The organism is Psychrobacter frigidicola, assembly GCF_007997305.1.
GTDB lineage: Bacteria > Pseudomonadota > Gammaproteobacteria > Pseudomonadales > Moraxellaceae > Psychrobacter > Psychrobacter frigidicola.
The window spans coordinates 18,731-40,238 of sequence record NZ_VORZ01000001.1; the positions used below are offsets into that span (position 1 = coordinate 18,731).

Consider the following 21,508-nt stretch of genomic DNA (forward strand, 5'->3'; position numbering starts at 1 on the left):
AAACAGATTTAAAAATACCGTTAGCTTAGGGTCAATACTTGCTTAACCATAACGGTCAATCATGAGTAATAGCGGCAATCTGTTCAGCTAAATTTTTATCAAATGAGTAGGATAATGCCACGAAATGCGCTTGTACTTCTTTTAGGTCAGCAGCACTATCACCTGCAAAACGTACGGTGAGACTATTACTTGTATTTGACTTGCGCAATATGCCAAAGCCACGAGTAAAATCTAAGCGCACGCCGTCAATACAAGATAACTGGGTACCTACGGGCAATAAGCGCAGAGCTTGTTCTCTGGTTATATATTGACCGGTACTGAAACAAGTACAAGAGGATATTGTTAAAGCTGACACTGCTCTGTTTGATCTCTTAGTAACTGGCACTTTAAGAGAGGTTGACTCATCAACTAAATGCTGCAAATAGCGACAAAACTCTGCTAAATGTTCGACGATAGCGCAGTTAGCATTGCCATTATCTGGTAGTGGCAAATACTGATCAGCAGTACTGATTAGTATAGGCAAGTTCTGAGTAATATCAGTCAGCTGATAAGGAGAGGTTACAGGTTTAGGCTGTCCCCACACATCCTTGGGAAGAAAGGTTGTTTTATACTTAGGCTTATTATCACTAACCGCATCAAACTCAATATAGCCATTAATGTTCGATACTGTTGCAGTATGCGCTAACCAATGCAAGAGCCTTAGGCCTGCATACATGGCATCATCGTAGATAATAAAATAACTGTCATTAAAGATAAAGTGTCCTGATAGTTCACCTGCAAAAATAATATCAGTGGCCGAAGACTGTAATTGTCGGCGCATCAGACTGCTGCCCGTTTTACTCATGATAGGCGTTGCACCAAGCTCTACCAGTAAACGTGGCAGATGGTGCGAGCATTTGACATCAAATAAAATTTTCGGGGCATTCAAATTATCTGTAGATTCAGGGCGTTCAGTCATTGCTACCGTCGCTAATAAGTATAGCAGATGGTCAGGAAGGACAACTTTACCTCTATTATCAACAATCATTAAGCGATCGCCATCGCCATCAAAGGCCAATCCAATATCTGCCTCATTAATGATAACGGTTTGTTGCAACTCTGCAAGACGATTGGGCTCGGTGGGATCAGGATTGCCTGTGGGAAAATTGCCGTCAGGTGTATCATTGAGCATGATAACTTGTTTACAAAAACGCATAAATAAAGGCTGAGCAATGTTACTCGTCGCGCCATTCATACAATCAATAACAACGGTTAAGTTAAGCTTAGATAAGGTAGCTCTATTATCTGTTTCTAGCTCATCATTAGGCCGAGTTATACGAGTAAACACGTGTGCAATTGCATTAATATAAGCGGTCGCTACGTTATTAGTAGGCAAAAATATAGGGCTTTTAATAAGGCTGCTATTAGGGGTATGAAATAACTGTTGAGAGCTGTGCTGGGTAATATTATTTTTATTATTCAGCGCTGTTACTACATCATTATTAACTAAACTTTGATAAACGCGAGCAATATCTGCACTACTAGGAGAGGCGTTACCGACCATCCATTTTATCCCTAAGGTATCTTTAGCAGAATGGCTGGCAGTGACCATGATGCCATGACCGTCATAGTGCTCTGCCCAAAATGCCATCATTGGTGTGGTAATAAGACCTAAACGGATAACTTGTAGCCCGTGCTGATGCAAAATATTGGCAAGCGTTTGCGCAATAATGTCACTATCGCAGCGCACATCATAGCCAATCACGACAGTGCGAATGTCATAGTTAGGGATTTGTTCAGCATCAAGTGCGATGTCTTTATCTTGCACCTTAAATTTTTGCGACTTATAAAGCTGAGCGAAAGTCTCACCCAGCGCTTGTATAAATTCAGAGGTAAAGTACTCCCGCGCGCCGCGAATATCATAAGCACGAAATAAAGAATGCTGAGCAGCAAAGTTTGACCTATTTATCATACGATTACTCTCATCTCCTTATTATTGTTATGACTGTTTCATTACTTACGCTAACGGCTTATGTTAATAGCGCTTACCCAGTTTTAGACTGACACAGAATCATGCATAACTGTAATTTATTGACGACCAGAATGGCCAAAACCACCAGCACCGCGTGCGCTTTCATCACTAAATTCAGTCACCACTGCAAATTCAGGGCGGGCGACTGGCACCACAATGTACTGTGCCATCCGTTCAGCAGGGTTAAGGATAAAGTCCTCGTTGCTACGATTCCAGATACTAACCATCAGCTCGCCTTGATAATCCGCATCAATTAGCCCGACCAAGTTACCAAGGACGATGCCATGCTTATGACCAAGGCCTGAGCGCGGTAAAATCATGCCAGCATAATTAGGGTCTTGAATATAGACTGCAAGCCCAGTACCGATTAAATGCGTTGCACCAGCTTTAATGGTCAACGGCTCATCAATACAAGCACGCAAATCAATACCTGCTGAGCCATCAGTGGCACGCGTTGGTAGCGAAAATGCTTCATCTTCAGTGATTTTTGAGTTTAATACTTTAACTTGTACAGCGTGCATGACAGACTCACTTAACGATTTGACTGTTTATATATAGTTTTAATAAATAGATAACGACAGCAGTTTTTGGTGCTGTCGTTTTTAACAACTTCAACTGCTAAAATAATAAGACGCTAGCCAGTTCCAAGAATAATATAAAGCCAACAATATCAGCAATTGTGGTCGAGACCACTGAGGCTGATAGGGCAGAGTCGAGATTCATATTTTTTACTATCAGCGGAATAGTGATTCCTGAAACATCAGTAGCCGTCATATTAATGGCGATGGCAAAGCCAATCACTATGCTAATCTTAACATCATGAAACCACATTTGTGCGATGAACACCATAACAAATACCCAAATAGTACCGTTTATCGCGCTATTTGACTGTCCATGCCTCTCGTTATGAGGCTTAATGACGGGTGCAAAATGGATATCTTATGAACAAAAAATAACCCTTATGTGTTGTATGATTAAATTTTATCGCTAATAACCGTATTATTTATGAAGATTTATCACAAAAACTAACGCTTACCCAATAACGCCCGTATATTTGCTAAGTATTCATCAGCGACGGCTTCTGGGTCTTTAGTGGCTTTTTTCTTTTTAGCTTTGGCTGGCCAGTCGATATGGTCTTCTGGTAGCTCATCTAAGAATCTAGATTCTGAAGTAACACGCATCTGGCCTCCTGCACGGCGCTGAGTCGCCAAAGTCAAGGTCAGTTCACGACGGGCGCGGGTAATACCGACGTACATAAGGCGGCGTTCTTCTTCAACGGTCTCACTGATAATAGAGTTACGATGCGGTAGCATCTCTTCTTCTAAGCCCATAATATAAACGTAATTAAACTCCAAACCTTTTGCTGCATGCAAAGTCATTAAATTGACCTTATTAGTATTCTCATCTTCTTGCTGCTGCTCTAACATATCAAGCAACACCAGCTTACGAATAATGGTATCAATAGTACGGTCTTCATCGTTTTCAGCACGGTTGATCAGTGATTGAATACTGGTATATAGCACTTCAATATTATCGAGACGGTTTTTTTCTTGTTGCGGCGTTTTCGCCTCTGAGCGCACTACATCGACGTAACCAGTTTCATCAATCATCTGCCGAACGATAGGTACAGGGTCCGGATGCTGATCCAGCTCGCGAGTATAATGCTCAACGAAGTCGCCAAACTCTTTTAAAGTACTATAAGCCTTAGATGGCAATACATGACTGAGACCCGCATGGGTACAAGAGGCGAGCAACGAGATGCTATGTTCTTGTGAAAACAGTCCAAGCTTCTCGAGGGTCGCAGGCCCCATACCGCGTTTGGGAGTATTAATAATACGCAAAAAAGCACTGTCATCTTCAGGGTTTAGAATCAGACGTAAGTAGCCCATGATATCTTTGATTTCGCTACGGGCAAAGAAAGATTGACCACCAGAAATCTTATAAGGGACTTGTAATTGGCGTAAGTTAGCCTCTAACATCCGCGCTTGGAAGTTACTGCGATATAGGACTGCGTAATCTTCCCATTCATTACCAAAACGTAGCTTATGGGTGACAATCTCTTTGGCAACCCGCTCAGACTCATCATCATCATTACGGCAGTTGATAATACGAATTTTTTCGCCATGACCTTTATCTGACCACAGTTTTTTCTCAAATAAATGCTCATTATTGGTAATAACGGCGTTGGCAGCGGTCAAAATACGACTGGTTGAGCGATAGTTCTGCTCGAGCATAACGATTTTTAACTTAGGAAAATCTTCTTTTAACAGTGCCATATTTTCAGGTTTGGCACCGCGCCACGCATAAATAGATTGGTCATCGTCACCCACTACCGTAAAGCGCCCTTGCGGTCCCACCAGATATTTAATCATTTCATACTGCGCAGTATTGGTATCCTGATACTCATCGACTAGTAAGTAGCGAATACGGTTTTGCCATTTATCACGTAACTGAAGGTTGTCACGTAAAATCTTGGTTGGTAAAACAATCAAATCATCAAAATCGACGGCATTATAAGCCCGCAGATTACGCTCATAGAGCGCGTATAAAGTCGCAAAAATCATATCTTCGGGATCGTCTAAGGTTTCCATCGCTTTATCGGGATCAATTAGATCGTTTTTCCAGTCCGAGATGAATTTCATGGCTTTGCCAACTAGCTCACGACTTTCAGCGCCACTTAAGTTGTCGCGCATCATCAGCTCCATCAATAAGCGCTTACTGTCCTCGCCATCCATAATTGAGAAGTTACCCTTAAGTGGGGTATGAATGAGCTCATAACGTAAAAACTGTAGCCCAAATTGATGAAAGGTTGATACCGTTAGACCACGAGTTTTTTCACTGGGCATCAATTTGCTCACTCGAGCTTTCATCTCACGTGCGGCTTTGTTGGTAAAAGTCACTGCAGTAATGCGCTCAGCTGGCACATTACATTCTTCGATCAGGTAGGCAATCTTACGGGTAATGACTGAGGTCTTACCGGAGCCAGCACCGGCCAATACCAGTAGTGGGCCTGATACATAGAGCATAGCTTCTTGTTGTTTGGGATTCAGTTGACTCATAAAATGACCTGTAAGACAGAAGCAGAAAAAAGGAGAGCTATAAAATAACTATAAAAAATGATTTAAAGAAATAAGCGCTAATAGCAGCGATGACCAAATAAACGCAGCGCGTTTTAGTATAAGAGGTTTGGCAAAGTTAAATAAAAATCAGGTGAAAAGGTAGGCTGTCGTTATAGCTTAAATGACGTATTTTATATAAATAATAACATGGTAAATGTAATGATTTCTAGAGGTTAGTAGCAATTAACGATTGAAATTTAGTGGGCTATTATAAAGCATAAAGGCTGCATTTGGGGAGCTGATAAATACAGTATACCAGCCTCACACTAAAAACTATGGTGACAAAGATATTAATAGAATTGCGCCAATCAATCTAAACTAATTGGCGCGAAAAAGAAGTCTTTTTTAATAAAAAATCTTAACACTAGGCATTATTAAGCTGGCGTGCGGCTTCTAACGCAAAGTAGGTTAAGATACCATCGGCACCTGCGCGGCGGAAGCCAATCAATGATTCCAAAATCACTGCATCACTCAACCAGCCATTTTGAATAGCGGCCATATGCATCGCATATTCACCAGACACCTGATAAGCAAAAGTGGGTACGCCAAAGGTATTCTTGACTTCACGAATCAAATCTAAATACGGCTGACCGGGTTTAATCATTACCATATCCGCGCCCTCGGCAATATCCATCGCTACTTCATGCAAAGCTTCTGCGCGGTTGCCATAATCCATTTGGTATTGTTTTTTATGACCACCTTTTAAATTACCGGCGCTGCCTACCGCATCACGGAAAGGGCCATAATAAGCAGAGGCATATTTAGCCGAGTAGGCCATAATTGCAGTATTGACAAAACCTTCTGCTTCTAAGGCATCACGCATAGCTTTGATACGGCCATCCATCATGTCACTTGGTGAGATAATGTCAGCACCAGCACGGGCATGTACCAGTACTTGTTTGACCAATACTTCAACAGTCTCGTCATTGACCACGTAGCCTTCATCATCAAGCAAGCCGTCTTGACCATGTGACGTGTAAGGGTCTAAGGCCACATCAGTCATTACTACCATTTCTGGGAGGGCATCTTTGACGGCTTTTACCGCACGGGCGCTCAGACCATTCTCGTCATAGGCTGTACGACCATCAGCCGTTTTTAGCGAATTGTCGATTACGGGGAAGATATCAATGGTAGTGACGCCTTCAGCTAATAGCTCTTTAGCATGCTTAATAAGCAAGTCAATCGATAGACGTTCAACCCCTGGCATGCTAGCAATCGTTTCGCGCTGATTATTGCCTTCTAAAACAAAAACGGGCGCAATAAAGTGCTTGGGATGTAGCTCAACTTCGCGAATCATCGCTCGTACATTATCGTTATAGCGCAGGCGACGTAGGCGGGTAGCAGGGAATTGGCGATTAAAAGTGTAAGTCATTATTTTTCCTTATTGTTGGGTAAAATTATGAAATGGCTGTCATTATCAATTATAAAATCAGTGTTTATAAAAATAAGGAGGTATCAAGTAACGTTTAATGCGGTATGACTACTATAACCAAAGTCAGACTCTAAAAGCAAAAAGCCCCACCAAGTTGGCAGGGCTAATTGTAAGATATTTATGCAATAGTCATGCGCTAAGTAAGCCCTTAAGGCTCAATAATCTGCGTCACTGGCACTTGTTCAACAGGTGTCTCTTGGGTGATGGTACCAACCGTAGCGTCTATTTTACCATTGTTATTGATATCAACAACTGCCGTCGGTTTAAATATAGCAGTCGCTGGTGATTTTGATTGTTTAATCGTGATGGCTTCTTGCAACGTAGTCACCCGTGCTGAACTGGCAGCATCAATAGCGTAAGCTGCTTTAGTCTCAGCGCTATTACCAACTTTACTACCAATTTGCGCGACATTGGTATATTGCGGTATAGGAATGAGCGCTGGTACATCAAGATTAGACCCACCACCCAGTGCTTGATACAGCTCAATTTGACTAATAAGTTTTTGTAGCTCTAAATCAAGAATGCCTTGCTGGGTTGAGAATAACGAGCGCTGCGCATCAAGAACATCTAGATAGTTTGAAATACCTGCTTTGAAACGCGCATCAGCAATTTGATAGGTTTGCTCGAAGTTATCTTGCAAGCGATATTGCGAAAGAAGCTGTTCGCCTAGTGTCGCCCTTGTTGCGAGTACGTCTGAGACTTCACGGAAGGCAGTTTGAATAGATTTTTCATAACCAGCTAGCGTTTGCTGACGTTCAATCTTAGCCACATCATAGTTTGCATCTAAGCGTCCGCCATCGAAGATAGGTACACTTACACTTGGGCCAAACGACCAGCCCAATGAACTGCTTTTAAACAAGTCATTTAAGCTACTACTACCAATACCAATACTACTGGCAAGGCTAATAGAGGGGAAGTATGATGCCCGTGCAACCTCGATATTTGCCCCAGCAGCTTTCAAGTTATATTCCGCTTGTAAGATGTCAGGACGATAACGCAGCAGCTCGCTTGGTAGACCGGCACTAAAGATTTGATGGGTCGTAATGTTGCTGACTGCAGGCGTTGGAACAAGGCTACCTGGAATTGGCGCACCAACTAGAAATTGCAGGGCATTACGTGATCTTAAAATACTGCTTTGGGCACGTAATACCGCAAGTCTAGCATTTTCTAATGAAGCACTGGCTTGCAGAGAAGGCAGCTTAGGATCAATACCTGCCTCAAAACGTTTGTCTGCAATAAATAGCGATCTATTACGACTGTCAACCGTTGCTTCAGCCAATTTGAGCTGTGCTAAGCTATAGCTTAAGTTGGCATAGCTCTGCGCAATATTACTGATTAAGCTGATTTGGGTCGCGTCTTTTGCTGCTGTTGTTGATAAGAAATTTTGTAATGCTTGGTCTTTTAAACTGGAGATTTTGCCCCAAAAATCCAACTCGTAATTGGCGAGACCTAAATTAACATTATAGCTATCGCCAGTTTGACTGCCGCCTAGTGGACTGCCCTGACGCCGGCGTGAATAGCCTGCACTACTATCGATTGTTGGTAGGTCACGAATATCGGTAATTTGATATTGTGCGCGCGCTTTTTCAATGGCTAAGCGGGCATTTGCAAAGTCTTTATTATTCTCAAGACCTAGCGCAATCAGACCTTTTAAACGCTCGTCGCTGTAAAAGTTCTGCCAGCGTTGACTGGCAAGGCTTTGTTGTTCGACACCACTCACAGTCTCCCGATCGAACGCACCGTAAGCTTGCTCAATGGGTAAGTTGGGTTCTGCAAGTACAGGACGCATATCTGCTTTAGGAATAGTATTACACGCTGCCATACTCATTGCCAATACCGTCAAGCTCAATAAGCGGCCAGATTTGCCAGCTCTTGAAGACGTAGCAAATAGTGACGTTGCTAGTATTGTGCCTGTAGTGGGGCGCATGCTAGCAGTAGTATGAACTACTGCTTTGATGGCTGAGTTAGGGGTAAAAAAGGATCTGAAACTCATTGTATATTATCTCCGAAACTTACAGGCTGATAACTCTGAGGAGTTGGGTTTGACGTATCATCAGTTGGTGTGTCATCCGTTGGTATACTTGGCGTGTCGTCTGGATCATTTGGATTATTCGGACCATTACTGCTCTCTTTGTTATTGTCGTCATTACCTTTGTAAGGGAAGATACTACGCACCCAAATATAGAACATAGGAATGAAGAAAATACCCAATACGGTGGCTGTAACAACCCCACCAACAACACTAGTACCAATGGCGTTCTGACTACCAGAACCGGCACCAGTGGCTATGAATAATGGCACAACACCCAGACCGAAGGCAAGCGAGGTCATAACAATGGGACGTAAACGCTGACGCGCTGCGAGCATGACCGCCTCTTTGAGAGTATAGCCTTCATCCTCTTGGTGATCCCTCGCAAACTCAATAATCAAGATAGCGTTTTTGGCGGATAGCCCGACCACCGTGAGTAGACCAACTTGTAAGTAAACATCATTGGATAAGCCACGGAACCAAGTAAATAGCACCGCCCCTAATACCCCAAGTGGGATTACTAATAGTACTGAGAATGGAATGGACCAACTCTCATACAGAGCCGCAAGACATAAGAATACCACTAAGATAGAGATTGCATACAGCATTGGCGCTTGCGCCCCTGATTTTTTCTCTTCTAATGATAGACCTGTCCACTCAAAGCCGACACCTTCAGGTAATTGTTCGACCATAGATTCCATGGCATCCATCGCTTCACCAGTACTTAAGCCTTCAGCCGCATTACCCTGAATGTTCATTGAGGCTAAGCTATTATAGCGTGTGAGACCCGGTGAACCGGTTTCCCATTGACTACTAGAGAAAGCATCAAAGGATATCATCTCGTTGCTGTCATTACGGACATACCATTTACCGATATCAGTAGGGTTAGTACGGCTACTCGGCTCACCTTGCACAAACACACGCTTAATACGACCACGGTCTACGAAGTCATTAATATAACTTGAGCCCCATGCGGTTGAGATCACGCTATTAATATTTGCCAGTGACAAACCATAAGCTGCGGCTTGTTCTTGGTTGATATCAACTTTAAGCTGAGGTGCATCTTCTTGTCCGTTTGGACGCACACCGGCTACTTGATCATTTTGAGCGGCCATACCGAGCAGCATATTACGTGCCTCTAGCAAACCTTCATGCCCAACGTTGCCTGTATCTTGGAGCATCAAGTCAAAACCACTCGAGTTACCAAGCCCACTAATCGCTGGTGGAATAATATTAAAAACAGTCGCTTCGTTAATTTGGGTAAAGAAGTAACCTTGTGCACGATCAGATACGGCCTGCGCGGTATTTTCTGCCCCTTTGCGATCTGCCCAGTCATTTAATTTCACGAAGGCGATACCGACGTTTTGACCTTGTCCAACGAAACTAAAGCCCGCGATTGTAAATGCTGAAGCCACATTATCGGGTTCTTGACCACTATAATAATCGCTAACTTTATCCAGCACCGCTTGTGTCTCATTAAGGGTCGAACCAGCGGGAAGCTGTACTGCGGTAAACATAATACCCTGGTCTTCTTCTGGTAAAAATGAGCCGGGGATACGTAAGAATACCACTGCCATAATAGCGATAATGACAACATAAACGATAAAGTAAATCCATTTATGGCCAAAACTTTTACCGACAAAATTCTCATAAGAACGACTTGCTTTGGTAAAAGAGCGGTTAAACCAACCGAAAAAGCCTTTTTGGTTTTCGCTATTGCCTTTTTCATGGCTCTTGCTACGTTTTAGTAAGGTCACACATAGGGCAGGGGTAAAAATCAAGGCCACCAAAGCAGACAATACCATACTAGTAATCAGGGTAATGGCGAACTGACGATAAATGACCCCAGTGGAGCCGCCAAAGAAAGCCATCGGTACGAATACCGCTGATAAAATAAGCGCGATACCAACAACGATTTTACTAATTTCCTTCATTGATTGTATCGTGGCGTCTTTGATAGAGATATGTTGGTCTTCTTCCAATAGCCGCTCAACGTTCTCCACGACGACAATAGCATCATCCACCAGTAGTCCAATGGAGAGCACCATGGCAAACATAGTCAGTACGTTAATACTAAACCCTGCGACATACAGCACCGCAAAAGTACCTAGCAGTACAACAGGTACGGCAAGGGTCGGAATGATAGTCGCGCGCCAGTTCTGTAAGAAAATGAACATGACGATAAATACTAAGATAATCGCTTCGATTAAAGTTTTGACGACTTGCTCAATAGATAAGCGTACAAATGGAGTCGTGTCGTAAGGAATGACTGACTTTAAACCTGCAGGGAAGTTTGCTTCTAGCTCAGCGACTTGATCACCGACCAATTCGCGAGTTTCAAGCGCGTTAGCACCGCCTGCTAGTGAGACGGCAAGGCCAGCAGCTTTTTTACCATTAAACAATGAAATAGTACTGTAATTTTCACTACCAATCTCAACGTCTGCAACATCGCCTAAGCGCACTTGAGCACCAGAGGTGTCTGTTTTCAACAGAATGTTTTTGAATTCGTCAGGTGTTTTCAGATAGCTTTGAATGGTGACTGTCGCATTAATAACTTGTTCATCGGTATCAGCAGGTGCTTGGCCCAATTGACCGGCAGATACTTGTGCGTTTTGCGCCCGTACTGCATTGGCCACATCAGATGGCACCATGTTATAGCTACGCAAGCGTTCAGGGTCAAGCCAAATACGCATGGCGTAGGCCGCACCGAATGCTTGTACTTGGCCAACCCCTTCAACACGGCTGAGCTGATCGACGACATTCGAGTTGATATAATCACCGATATCAGCAGCATCCATACTGCCATCTTCGGAGACAAACGCAAACACGGCTAAAAAGCCTTCAGAGGCTTTATTAACGTTGACACCCTGACGCTGAACGGATTCAGGTAAGGAGCTCATTGCCGCTTGTAATTTGTTCTGAACTTGTACTTGTGCGGTATCAGCATCCGTACCGTTCTCAAAGAAAAGCTGTACAGAGGCACTACCATTTGAAGCACTCGACGACTTCATGTACATCAAGCCATCAAGCCCCTTCATGCGCTGCTCAATAATCTGTACTACTGAGTTCTCGATAGTTTCAGCGTTAGCACCAGGGTAGCTTGCGCTGACCGAAATGGTTGGTGGCGCAATAGCTGGGTATTGCTCAATCGGTAAGTTGATGACCGATATTATCCCGATGAGCATGACCAAAATAGCCATCACCCATGCAAAAATAGGGCGATCGATAAAAAAACGTGACATAGTATATCCCTAAGTCTTCCTAGCTTTGAATGGAATTATTTGGCGGCGGCTGGTGCCGATTTGTTGGCATTTTTGCCATCGGTAGACTTATCCATATTTTTTGCAGCTTGCTGTGGTGTTTTAGCAGCATTACCAGCAGGAGCACCTTGCTCAGAGGGTGGCGCATTTGGATCTTCCAAAGGCTTAGCAACCACCTCTTGTTCCGGCTTAACTTTTGCCCCACCGATAACCACGACTTTATCACCACTCTTCAGACCGTCAGTGACCACCCATTGTCCCTTATAAGTACCATTAATCTTCACTGGACGAACTTGGATTTTATTGTTCTCATCCACGATATAAACTTGGGTTTCGCTTTTAGTTGAACGCATCACCGCACTTTGCGGCACTAACGCTGCATTAGTAATAACGCTTTGAGTGAGACGAGCAGAGACATACATACCCGGTAGCAAAATATTGCTATTATTCGGGAAAACCGCGCGTAGTGTTACTGCACCAGTTGACTCATCAACTTTTGCTTCAGATAATGCAAGCTGGCCACGAACTGGATAGACAGAACCATCTTCTAACACCAGCTCAACACTATTCATCCCTGCTTGTGCTTTGCCTTCAGAGATTTGCTGACGCAATTTGAGCAGCTCAGATGAAGACTGACTGATATCGACATAAATGGGGTCTAAGCGCGAAATCGTAACCAACGGATTGGCTTGGCTGGCGCTGACGAGCGTACCTGCAGTCACGCTTGAGCGGTCACTACGACCTGAGATTGGTGACCGTACAATAGTACGGTTCAAATCTAAGGTGCTAGCATCAAGACCGGATTTAGCCGTTTGAATACCCGCTTTTGCACTTTGAATACCCGCTTGTGTTTGACCAATAGCAGCATTAGCACTTTCGACCGCTGCTTGAGCAGTACGAACTTGCGTTACTGCTTGGTCATATTGTTGCTTAGAGATAGCATCAATCTCAACCAGACCATTTAGACGCTGTAAGTCGTTTTGTGCTTGTGCTAGTGAGGCTTGGCGACTCACTAGCTCAGCTTTAGAATTTGCATTATTGGCCACAGCTGTCTGATAGTTTGCTTCTGCTTGTTGAATAGCCGCTTGACCACTAGTAATTGAGGTGGCGTAGTTATCCGTATTGATACGATATAGAGGTTGGCCTTTTTTAACGCTACTGCCTTCTCGGAATAATACCTCGTCAATGATGCCATTTACTTGTGGACGCACGTCGGCGGTCTGATAAGCCGTTGTACGTCCAGAAAAAGTTTGTTCTTGGGGCACAGTACCAAAAGTAACGGTCTGGACGTTGACGACGGCAGGTGGCATCTGCTGCTGTGCGGCGTCCTCACCAGCGGCGTCCTCTTTTTTGTCACAGCCGACCAATACCGCTCCGGATAGTACAGCTGCTATTACAAGCGCTAGATAAGAGTGCTTCATCAATGTCCTCGGCAATAATATATTATTAATACAATGTAAAAATTGTGGTGCATACAAATAACAGCATGCATTCATTGTTGCCTATAATTATAAATAGCTAGGCGCATAAAACTGGATTAACTGATTTAATTCAATCAGCTATTATAAACTATAGGGTCTACCCAACAGTCAAGCGTCAAAAAGCATGTTTTGAATTACTTAACTCGGTGTTGGTGTCTCCCACGGCTATAAAACACTGATAATACAAGCGTTACACGAAAAAACGTACAGGAAACTATATGATAACTTATGAGTTAGAAGATTGTTAAATTTTGTTGTATAAGTTGATTTGAATAAAACTAGATAAGAAATGATGTATAAATATGGTAAAAAAATGAGTCGCACAGAAAACGATTGTTTTAGCAATCCTTAAATATGGACTTTCATTTTATTATATTTATAAATAATGATTTAAGAACCACTTTCATTCTAAATGATATTTTAATGGTTCTATTTTCCATAAAGTTGTTTTTTTCATTAACTTGACATTGTAATCGTTTACAATGTCAAACAGTATCACTTATATTATACCAAACGTGCGCTAGCAAGCTCAGTCAACTGATATAACCCTTGACGATAGCAGTTATCGGGTAAGGTACTTAATGCTTGCTGGGCAAGCTTGGTTTCATCCAAAGCGCGCTGTTTACAATAATCTAATGAGCCTGAACCGCGTACTAGCTCGATCAATTGATCAGCATCGGGTGTTTTACCCGTTTGTACCGCAATACGCAGTTGTTTATAACCCTCTGGATTACTTGTTTCTAATAGCTCAAGAGCTTTAATAGTGGGTAGAGTAGGTTTACCTTCAGCAAGATCATCACCTAGGTTCTTGCCCATCAGTTCACTATCGCCACTATAATCAAGCACATCGTCAATAATCTGAAAGGCATTACCGAAGTGCTGACCAAAATCTGCTAATGCTGGTAAATGTTGGTTTTGACCTTGCAAAATAGCTGCACCTTGAGTCGCCATCATAAACAACCGTGAAGTCTTGCCATCAATAATGCGCAAATAGTCATTTTCAGTGGCTTCAGGATTGTGCTGATGCTGTAGTTGCAGTACTTCACCTTCGGCAATATCACAAGTGCCATCCGAGAATAACTGTAGCAATGGCAAACTTTGAAAACCCACTAACAAGTTAAAAGCGCGTGCAATAAGATAATCACCGACCAATACGGCAGTGGCATTATCCCAAGTGGCATTAGCAGTAGGTTTACCACGGCGCTGATTAGATTCGTCAATCACATCATCATGTACTAAAGTTGCCGTATGCAACATCTCAGTAATGGCTGCCAAATGCATCGATTGCTCAGAGGGATTGTCATTGAACATCCGTGAGCATAACAGAGTAATCAGCGGGCGCATGCGTTTGCCACCCGCATTAATCACATGCTGGGACACGCTCATTACGAGCTGAACCTTCGAATCGAGACTACCAAAAACCTGCCTATCCATAATTTTAAAATCGTCAGCAACGATACTTTGGATATCAGCATAGCTTGGCGTGGATAACGTTAGAGCAGACTTATTAGATAAGTCATTAGATGAGGCGTTGGATAAAGAAGTGCTGGTCATAATAAATAGTCATATTGATTAGAGTAAAAGGAATATGCGTATAGTGGCAAGTAACATTAGCGTTAATATAGCCATCAATGTGCTTATAATAGCATAGCTGATATCCCAAATTGAGAGTTAAGTGTGATAGAAAATATACTTAAGACCGCGAGCATTAGTCGCTCAAATAGTTATTCCAATTTCAATAAAAATACTGCTTTAAGAAAAAACTGTAAGTAACTGATAATGTAAGTTATAATAAACGCGGCTTGACAGCTACGTATAACTACTGGGTTATGAGAGCTAATAATTTTGCCTTTAATATGTGTTGTTTAATAGCTACTATAGGCTTCATGTCTTTGGCCTCATAACTGTAGTTGTTATTGTCACAGTCGCAAGAATACCACTTTTCAAAAACAGGACAAGCGGCTTGCTTTTATAGGTAAAAAGCCGTAAAATCTTGCCTTTAATTTTTCCCTGTCGTGTTCGTTGACGAAGCGTTGGTATAATACTAGCCACGGCACACGGGTTAAACGGAGTTATACAATGTACGCAGTAATTAAAACTGGTGGTAAACAGCACCGTGTAGTCGTTGATGAATTACTCAAAGTCGAATTGCTTAAAACAGAAGTAGGCGAAACGATTAAATTTGATGACGTATTGATGGTTGTTGACGGCGAAACCGTTAAAATCGGTCAGCCAATCGTTGATGGCGCAAGCGTAGAAGTTGAAGTGGTTGAACATGGTCGCGGCGATAAAATCCGTATCATCAAGCACAACCGTCGTAAGCATTATCACAAAGAGCAAGGTCACCGCCAATGGTATACCTTGTTAAAAATCAAAGCGATTAATGCTTAACTAGTTATCAATTTATATTGACTAATGACTAGTTATGTACTAAAAGCTCAAGATACATCGCAATTGCGATAAGTCACATTAACAAGGAGATTTTCTCATGGCACATAAAAAAGCTGCCGGTTCGACTCGTAACGGTCGTGATTCAAACCCAAAAATGCTCGGCGTAAAAATCTTTGGCGGTCAAGCCATTGTTGCCGGTAACATCATCGTCCGCCAACGTGGTACAGAGTTCCACGCTGGCGCAGGTGTTGGCATGGGTCGTGACCATACTTTATTTGCACTAAATGATGGTGTGGTAAAGTTTGCGACTAAAGGTAAACTTAATCGTCGCTACGTAATGGTTGAAGAAGCATAGATATTGCTGCGTGACCAACTTATGGCATAATAAGTTTATTTAACGGCCACTAAGAATGGTTCACATAGTACAAAAACCTCTATTGCTAATCGGCAGTAGGGGTTTTTTATGCTTGTATATTCATAGCAATATAATAGCTTGAAGAGATACACATGTAAGATCATTGAATAGAAACTGTTGTAGTTCTTACTAATTGAGCTGTGTAACTGCGACCGTTACAAGCGCGTATGGCAGGCGTAGTATTGATTGCAATTCATGACTAGGCGCGTAATAAAAAAGCTGGCACACTGTGGGCATTGCTTAACAGAGTTGGCTACGGGCTAATGAGTTAAGCATTAATTAACTAAAAAAACTTTAAGAAATTGTTTTATTGTATTTATTTTCAAGCTATTTTATTTTTTATTATGAGAGGGTTCACTATGACTTTATTTGCTAAGAAAACTATGGAGCAAACCATAACTATGAAACAAAAAGTGTTAAGCGGTGCTTTGACTGGTATATTGATGACCACACTTGGCATTGCAGCGCCTATGGTTGTATTGACGCAAACAGCGCAAGCGGCGCCCGCAACTAATATAGTAGCCGCTCAACGTTTAAATAAACTGTTAACTACTACTAAGAGTATGACTGCAAACTTTACCCAAACAACGAAAGGTGCCAGTAGTGGTACGTTCAAAGGATCGATGAGCGTTCAGCGTCCGAATAATTTTCGCTGGGAAACTAAATCTCCATCAGAGCAATTGATTGTCGCTAATGGTAGCTCAATGTGGATTTATGATAAAGATTTAGAGCAAGCAACCAAACAAAGTGTAGATAGCCAAGTGGGTAACACACCGGCACTGTTGTTATCAGGCGACCCGAGCAAAATTGATAAAAACTTTAAGGTTACTCAGCCCTATGCAACTAAGAACTACTATGTACTCTATCCTAAGTCAAGCAATGCCAGTTTTAAAAACCTCTCACTGAGTTTTAGTGGTGGCAAGCCGGTCATGATGGTACTTAATGACAACTTAGGTCAAACTACCTCTATCAATTTTAGTGGCATTAAGCTGAATCCTACTATTAACAGCAACCAATTTAAATTTACACCGCCAAAAGGTGTAGATGTCATTAATCAATAACGGTTGAGCAGATTTATTGATATTATAATTCTTTTAAATATAAGTGAACTATATATATGAGGGCAAGCCGAGATATCGGCTTGCCCTTTTTTTATTTTAAAATAATAGGTGATGAGTAGGTCTTACAACTATTTATAATAGGTGGGCAGAGTGATAGGTTGCATTTAACCATATTTGGTTTACAATATGCGCTCGTTTACGCTTGCATTATAAGCGATTGCCGCTAATTATTGCTTTAAATATTTGGCACAGTGTCTGTCTGACCCCTAGTTTTTAATGATGTTTTTGCAGGTGATAAAGTCAGCTACTACTATAATCTGTAGCACAGTTTTTGCTTAAAATGTATTTTTTACAGTCTATAAAATGACTTTGCAATATAGCTAACAACTGGCTTTTAACCTTTGATGCGCGTATAGTAAGTAACCAGTTTATGCCAGTTATCATGACATTATTGGCCACGTGTAACGAATTATTAAATGATTAAGTATAATATTGATTTAATAACTTGGTTTTTCGTTGTTAGAAGATAAGTTTGATGACCAGCCTTTATCTAAGCGACTTTCATTTCATACTGATCACGTCTTTTAAGACATTTAGTTTAGCTTTTCTATGCTTTGTAGCTAGAGAAGCGCATACTGTATTAGTAACGTCTTGCGTTTAGATAGTTCTATGGTTAGCGTCGTCTTATACTGTCGTCAATAATCTTGATAATGGGTCATTATCAACACACATACCTGTGGTTTAGTCTGCGTTAGATAAGCCGTTATGCTATCCCATCGTAATTGGCGATAGCAGGCGATGCTTGTGACACTCGATTAGGTGAGGAGCACGTACCATCATGTCTGCCTTTAATTGGTCAGCAGTTGCCTTTATTCTAGCTGCAATCGGTCTGGTTGTATTTATGCTGACCGTTCCACGCTTGCTTGGCGGACGCTCTCAGGGTTTACAAAAAGAAGAAGTGTTCGAAGCTGGTGTTGTCGGAGCAGGCAACGCCCGTATTCGTTTGTCTGCGAAATTTTATTTGGTCGCAATCTTTTTTGTCATTTTCGATTTAGAAGCCCTGTATTTATTTGCTTACGCGGTTTCAGTTCGAGAAACTGGTTGGGCAGGCTTTATTGCTGCCGCTACTTTCATTATTGACTTATTGATTGGTCTGGTCTATGCCTTAAGCTTAGGTGCTCTAAACTGGGCCCCTGCGGATAAGCTGCGCAAAAAAGTACGTCTTTATGCGACACCTGCCGGCTTTAATCTAGCGGATATTACAAAGTTTGATGGTGTTAACGAGCTGATGGTGGATCCTACCGGCAAAATACCGGCGCAGTCCTCAGGTCAGATTAACGTCTCAAACAATATTGAGGCCAACCGTCTGCATCTACAAGGTATTGATCATATTAATACTACGGGTAATATTACCTCTGTGGATTTTGCAGCGTCTGCGCAAAATAAAAATATCGAGCTTAACCGCTAGTAAGTTTAGTAAAAATTAAACATGGTACGAACAAACAAAATATTCGCACGATAACTGGTAGTTATAATATTATATTGCCACACTGCGCTTCATTTAAAGGTTGTATGTCATGAAATACACATTAACAAAAGCCAACCCTGATGCAGAGACTTATCCTGCACAGACTCGTCAAACGGTTAATGATCCGCTTGAAGATGAGGTTAACAAAAACGTTTTTATGGGTCGTCTAGAAGACATGGTCCATTCAACGGCTAACTGGGGGCGTAAGAACTCTTTATGGCCATTTAACTTTGGTACGTCTTGCTGTTATGTTGAATATGCCACTACTTTGACCGCAGTTCACGATTTGTCACGCTTTGGGGCAGAGGTTATTCGTGCCTCGCCACGTCAGGCAGATGTAATGATTGTCGCCGGAACCTGCTTTATTAAGATGGCACCAGTTATTCAGCGTTTATACGAGCAAATGTTAGAACCTAAATGGGTGATATCTATGGGCTCATGTGCCAATTCTGGTGGTATGTATGACATCTATTCAGTAGTACAAGGCGTAGATAAAATTATTCCTGTCGATGTGTATGTACCTGGCTGTCCACCGCGTCCAGAAGCTCTGATTCAAGGCTTGATGCTATTACAAGAGTCAATCACTAAAGAGCGTCGCCCGCTTGGTATTCATGTTGATGATAAAGGTATTTATCAGCCGCAAATGACGCCGGAGCGTGACCGTAAACAGGCAGATCGTATCGCAGTGAAAAACTTGCGTAGCCCAGACAGCATATAGTTTACTGGTTTTAGCCTGAGGGTTAATCATTCTACCAGCTCGTAAATTGATCGTTAACATTTTATGCGCTTATCACAGTCCAGTTATAATTAATTATGATGAGTTAGTTATAATTAATGAAGGAAGACATCATTCATGGTCACGGTAGTCGAAAATATAGATCCTAAGATCAAGCTTGTACCAGCAGTTATTACAGAGCTGGAACTTAAGTATGCCGGTAAGTTTGTCATTCAGCAGACTGTCGATGAGATTCCAACAGTTTGGGTGGCGCGAGCTGACTTATTGGATGTTCTCTTGTTTCTACGTAAGCTGCCAAAGCCTTACGTTATGCTATTTGACTTATCGGCAATGGATGAGCGCTTACGCCAACATCGTGAAGGTCTACCTTCCAGTGATTTCACGGTGTTTTATCACTTAATGTCACTTGAGCGTAATAGTGATGTGCGCATTAAAGTGGCGCTTAGTGAAGATGACTTGAACGTGCCAAGCGCCACTAAAATTTGGCCAAATGCCAACTGGTATGAGCGTGAAGTGTGGGATATGTTTGGGGTTGTCTTTACTGGCCATCCACATTTAACTCGTATTTTATTACCCAAGTACTGGGAAGGCCATCCGCTGCGTAAAGAATATCATGCGCGCGCGACTGAATTTACCCCTTATTTCTTGAATACTGCTAAGCAGCAATATGAACAAGAAAACTTGCGCTTTGTTCCTGAAGAATGGGGTATGAAACGTTCAGGACGTGATGAGGACTTTATGTTCTTGAACATCGGTCCTAACCATCCTTCAGCGCATGGGGCGTTCAGATTGGTTTTGCAGTTGGATGGTGAAGAAATTGTTGACTGTATTCCAGACATCGGCTATCACCACCGCGGCGCCGAAAAGATGGCCGAGCGCCAAACCTGGCATTCCTATATTCCTTATACCGACCGCATTGATTATCTAGGCGGTGTGATGAATGAGCTGCCGTATATCATGTCGGTCGAAAAGCTGGCTGGTATTACTATTCCAGCGCGCGCTGAGACCATTCGCGTGATGATGAGCGAGTTTTTCCGCATTACAAACAACTTGTTGTTTGTGGGTACCTTCATTCAAGATGCTGGTGGTATGACACCCGTTTTCTATGCCTTTACTGATCGCCAAAAAGCGTATGATGTTATTGAAGCGGTAACTGGCTATCGGATGCATCCAGCATGGTTCCGTATCGGCGGTACGGCACACGATTTACCGCGCGGCTGGCAGCGTTTGGTTCGTGAGTTCTTAGAGTGGATGCCGAAACGTTTAGATGAGTATGTTAAAGCGGCGATGATGAATAGCGTACTTAAAGGTCGTACCCAAGGCGTTGCTCAATATGATGCTAAGCAAGCATTAGCTTGGGGTGTAACGGGCGCAGGTTTGCGTGCAACGGGTATTGATTTTGACCTGCGTAAAGCGCGTCCATATATGGGTTATGAGAACTTTGACTTTGAAGTGCCTATTGGCTATAACGGCGATGCTTATGATCGCTGTATGATAAAGATTGAAGAAATACGTCAATCAATGCGTATTATCAAACAATGCATGGATAATATGCCACAAGGCCCTTATAAAGCAGATCATCCATTAGCAGTACCACCACCGAAAGACCGTACTCTAAATGATATTGAGACCTTGATTAACCATTTCTTATCAGTTTCTTGGGGGCCTGTGATGCCGGCGGGCGAATGCTCAACGATGGTCGAAGCTACCAAAGGTCTAAATAGCTATTATATTACCTCGGATCACGCCACTATGAGCTATCGTACGCGTATTCGCACCCCAACATTTGCACATCTGCAACAGATGCCGTCAGTAATTAATGGCTCGTTAGTGTCTGACGCTATTATGTATTTAGCATCGATTGATATTGTTATGGCTGACTGTGACCGTTAATTCGGTCTCAGTCATTAAAGTAAAAAAACGTTAAAGTAAAAAATAAGTTAAACCCTATATTATTGCCAAATGGCACACCAAAACGCTGTAATGTTTGAATGTGGCGACAAGCGCAATATGGCTATAGTCGTCATAAGATAAAGCGGAATGAG

General features: G+C 42.4%; 15 protein-coding genes. 6 read left to right on the plus strand and 9 right to left on the minus strand.

Annotated features, from left to right (window positions below):
- Positions 1-55: 55 nt before the first annotated feature.
- The 9 genes from ES754_RS00095 to ES754_RS00135 form a co-directional block, all read right to left on the minus strand.
- Positions 56-1,951, minus strand: a complete 1,896-nt coding sequence (locus ES754_RS00095; RefSeq protein WP_147220936.1) for a phosphohexomutase domain-containing protein — start codon at positions 1,949-1,951, stop codon at positions 56-58.
- Between the two features lie 116 nt (positions 1,952-2,067).
- Complete coding sequence (gene dut, locus ES754_RS00100) at positions 2,068-2,532, minus strand: dUTP diphosphatase (protein ID WP_147220938.1); 465 nt, start codon at positions 2,530-2,532, stop codon at positions 2,068-2,070.
- A gap of 97 nt (positions 2,533-2,629) precedes the next feature.
- A complete protein-coding gene (locus tag ES754_RS00105) occupies positions 2,630-2,947 on the minus strand; it encodes a magnesium transporter (protein WP_338106931.1) in 318 nt (105 codons plus the stop codon).
- Positions 2,948-3,036: 89 nt separating this feature from the next.
- Positions 3,037-5,070 carry a UvrD-helicase domain-containing protein gene (locus ES754_RS00110; protein WP_147220941.1) on the minus strand — a complete coding sequence of 678 codons (2,034 nt, stop codon included), beginning with the start codon at positions 5,068-5,070 and terminating at the stop codon, positions 3,037-3,039.
- 424 nt (positions 5,071-5,494) lie between these two features.
- Complete coding sequence (gene hemB, locus ES754_RS00115) at positions 5,495-6,502, minus strand: porphobilinogen synthase (protein ID WP_147220943.1); 1,008 nt, start codon at positions 6,500-6,502, stop codon at positions 5,495-5,497.
- A gap of 208 nt (positions 6,503-6,710) precedes the next feature.
- Complete coding sequence (locus tag ES754_RS00120; protein WP_147220945.1) at positions 6,711-8,555, minus strand: efflux transporter outer membrane subunit; 1,845 nt, start codon at positions 8,553-8,555, stop codon at positions 6,711-6,713.
- Entirely contained in the window at positions 8,552-11,833 is a 3,282-nt protein-coding gene (locus ES754_RS00125; protein WP_147220948.1) for an efflux RND transporter permease subunit, read from the minus strand. Before ES754_RS00125 ends, ES754_RS00120 begins: the two co-directional genes overlap by 4 nt.
- Positions 11,834-11,868: 35 nt before the next feature.
- Positions 11,869-13,272, minus strand: a complete 1,404-nt coding sequence (locus ES754_RS00130) for an efflux RND transporter periplasmic adaptor subunit (RefSeq protein ID WP_147220950.1) — start codon at positions 13,270-13,272, stop codon at positions 11,869-11,871.
- A 564-nt stretch (positions 13,273-13,836) separates the two neighbouring features.
- The gene (locus tag ES754_RS00135) at positions 13,837-14,766 is read right to left on the minus strand and encodes a polyprenyl synthetase family protein (protein ID WP_201538837.1); all 930 of its coding nucleotides are present in this window, start codon (positions 14,764-14,766) and stop codon (positions 13,837-13,839) included.
- Positions 14,767-15,411: 645 nt separating this feature from the next.
- On the opposite strand from ES754_RS00135, the gene rplU reads away from it, so the two are divergent.
- The 6 genes from rplU to nuoC all read left to right on the plus strand — a co-directional run bounded on the left by rplU (position 15,412) and on the right by nuoC (position 21,356).
- Complete coding sequence (gene rplU, locus ES754_RS00140; RefSeq protein WP_147220953.1) at positions 15,412-15,723, plus strand: 50S ribosomal protein L21; 312 nt, start codon at positions 15,412-15,414, stop codon at positions 15,721-15,723.
- A gap of 97 nt (positions 15,724-15,820) precedes the next feature.
- Complete coding sequence (gene rpmA / locus ES754_RS00145) at positions 15,821-16,078, plus strand: 50S ribosomal protein L27 (protein WP_147220955.1); 258 nt, start codon at positions 15,821-15,823, stop codon at positions 16,076-16,078.
- 419 nt (positions 16,079-16,497) lie between these two features.
- Complete coding sequence (gene lolA / locus ES754_RS00150) at positions 16,498-17,199, plus strand: outer membrane lipoprotein periplasmic chaperone LolA (RefSeq protein ID WP_147220957.1); 702 nt, start codon at positions 16,498-16,500, stop codon at positions 17,197-17,199.
- An 838-nt stretch (positions 17,200-18,037) separates the two neighbouring features.
- Positions 18,038-18,667 carry an NADH-quinone oxidoreductase subunit A gene (ndhC, locus tag ES754_RS00155; RefSeq protein WP_147220959.1) on the plus strand — a complete coding sequence of 210 codons (630 nt, stop codon included), beginning with the start codon at positions 18,038-18,040 and terminating at the stop codon, positions 18,665-18,667.
- A gap of 109 nt (positions 18,668-18,776) precedes the next feature.
- Positions 18,777-19,445: a NuoB/complex I 20 kDa subunit family protein gene (locus ES754_RS00160; RefSeq protein WP_147220961.1), complete on the plus strand. Its 669-nt coding sequence runs from the start codon at positions 18,777-18,779 to the stop codon at positions 19,443-19,445.
- Between the two features lie 135 nt (positions 19,446-19,580).
- Positions 19,581-21,356 (plus strand): NADH-quinone oxidoreductase subunit C/D, encoded by a 1,776-nt coding sequence (gene nuoC, locus ES754_RS00165; RefSeq protein WP_147220962.1) that lies wholly within the window; start codon positions 19,581-19,583, stop codon positions 21,354-21,356.
- Positions 21,357-21,508: the final 152 nt, after the last annotated feature.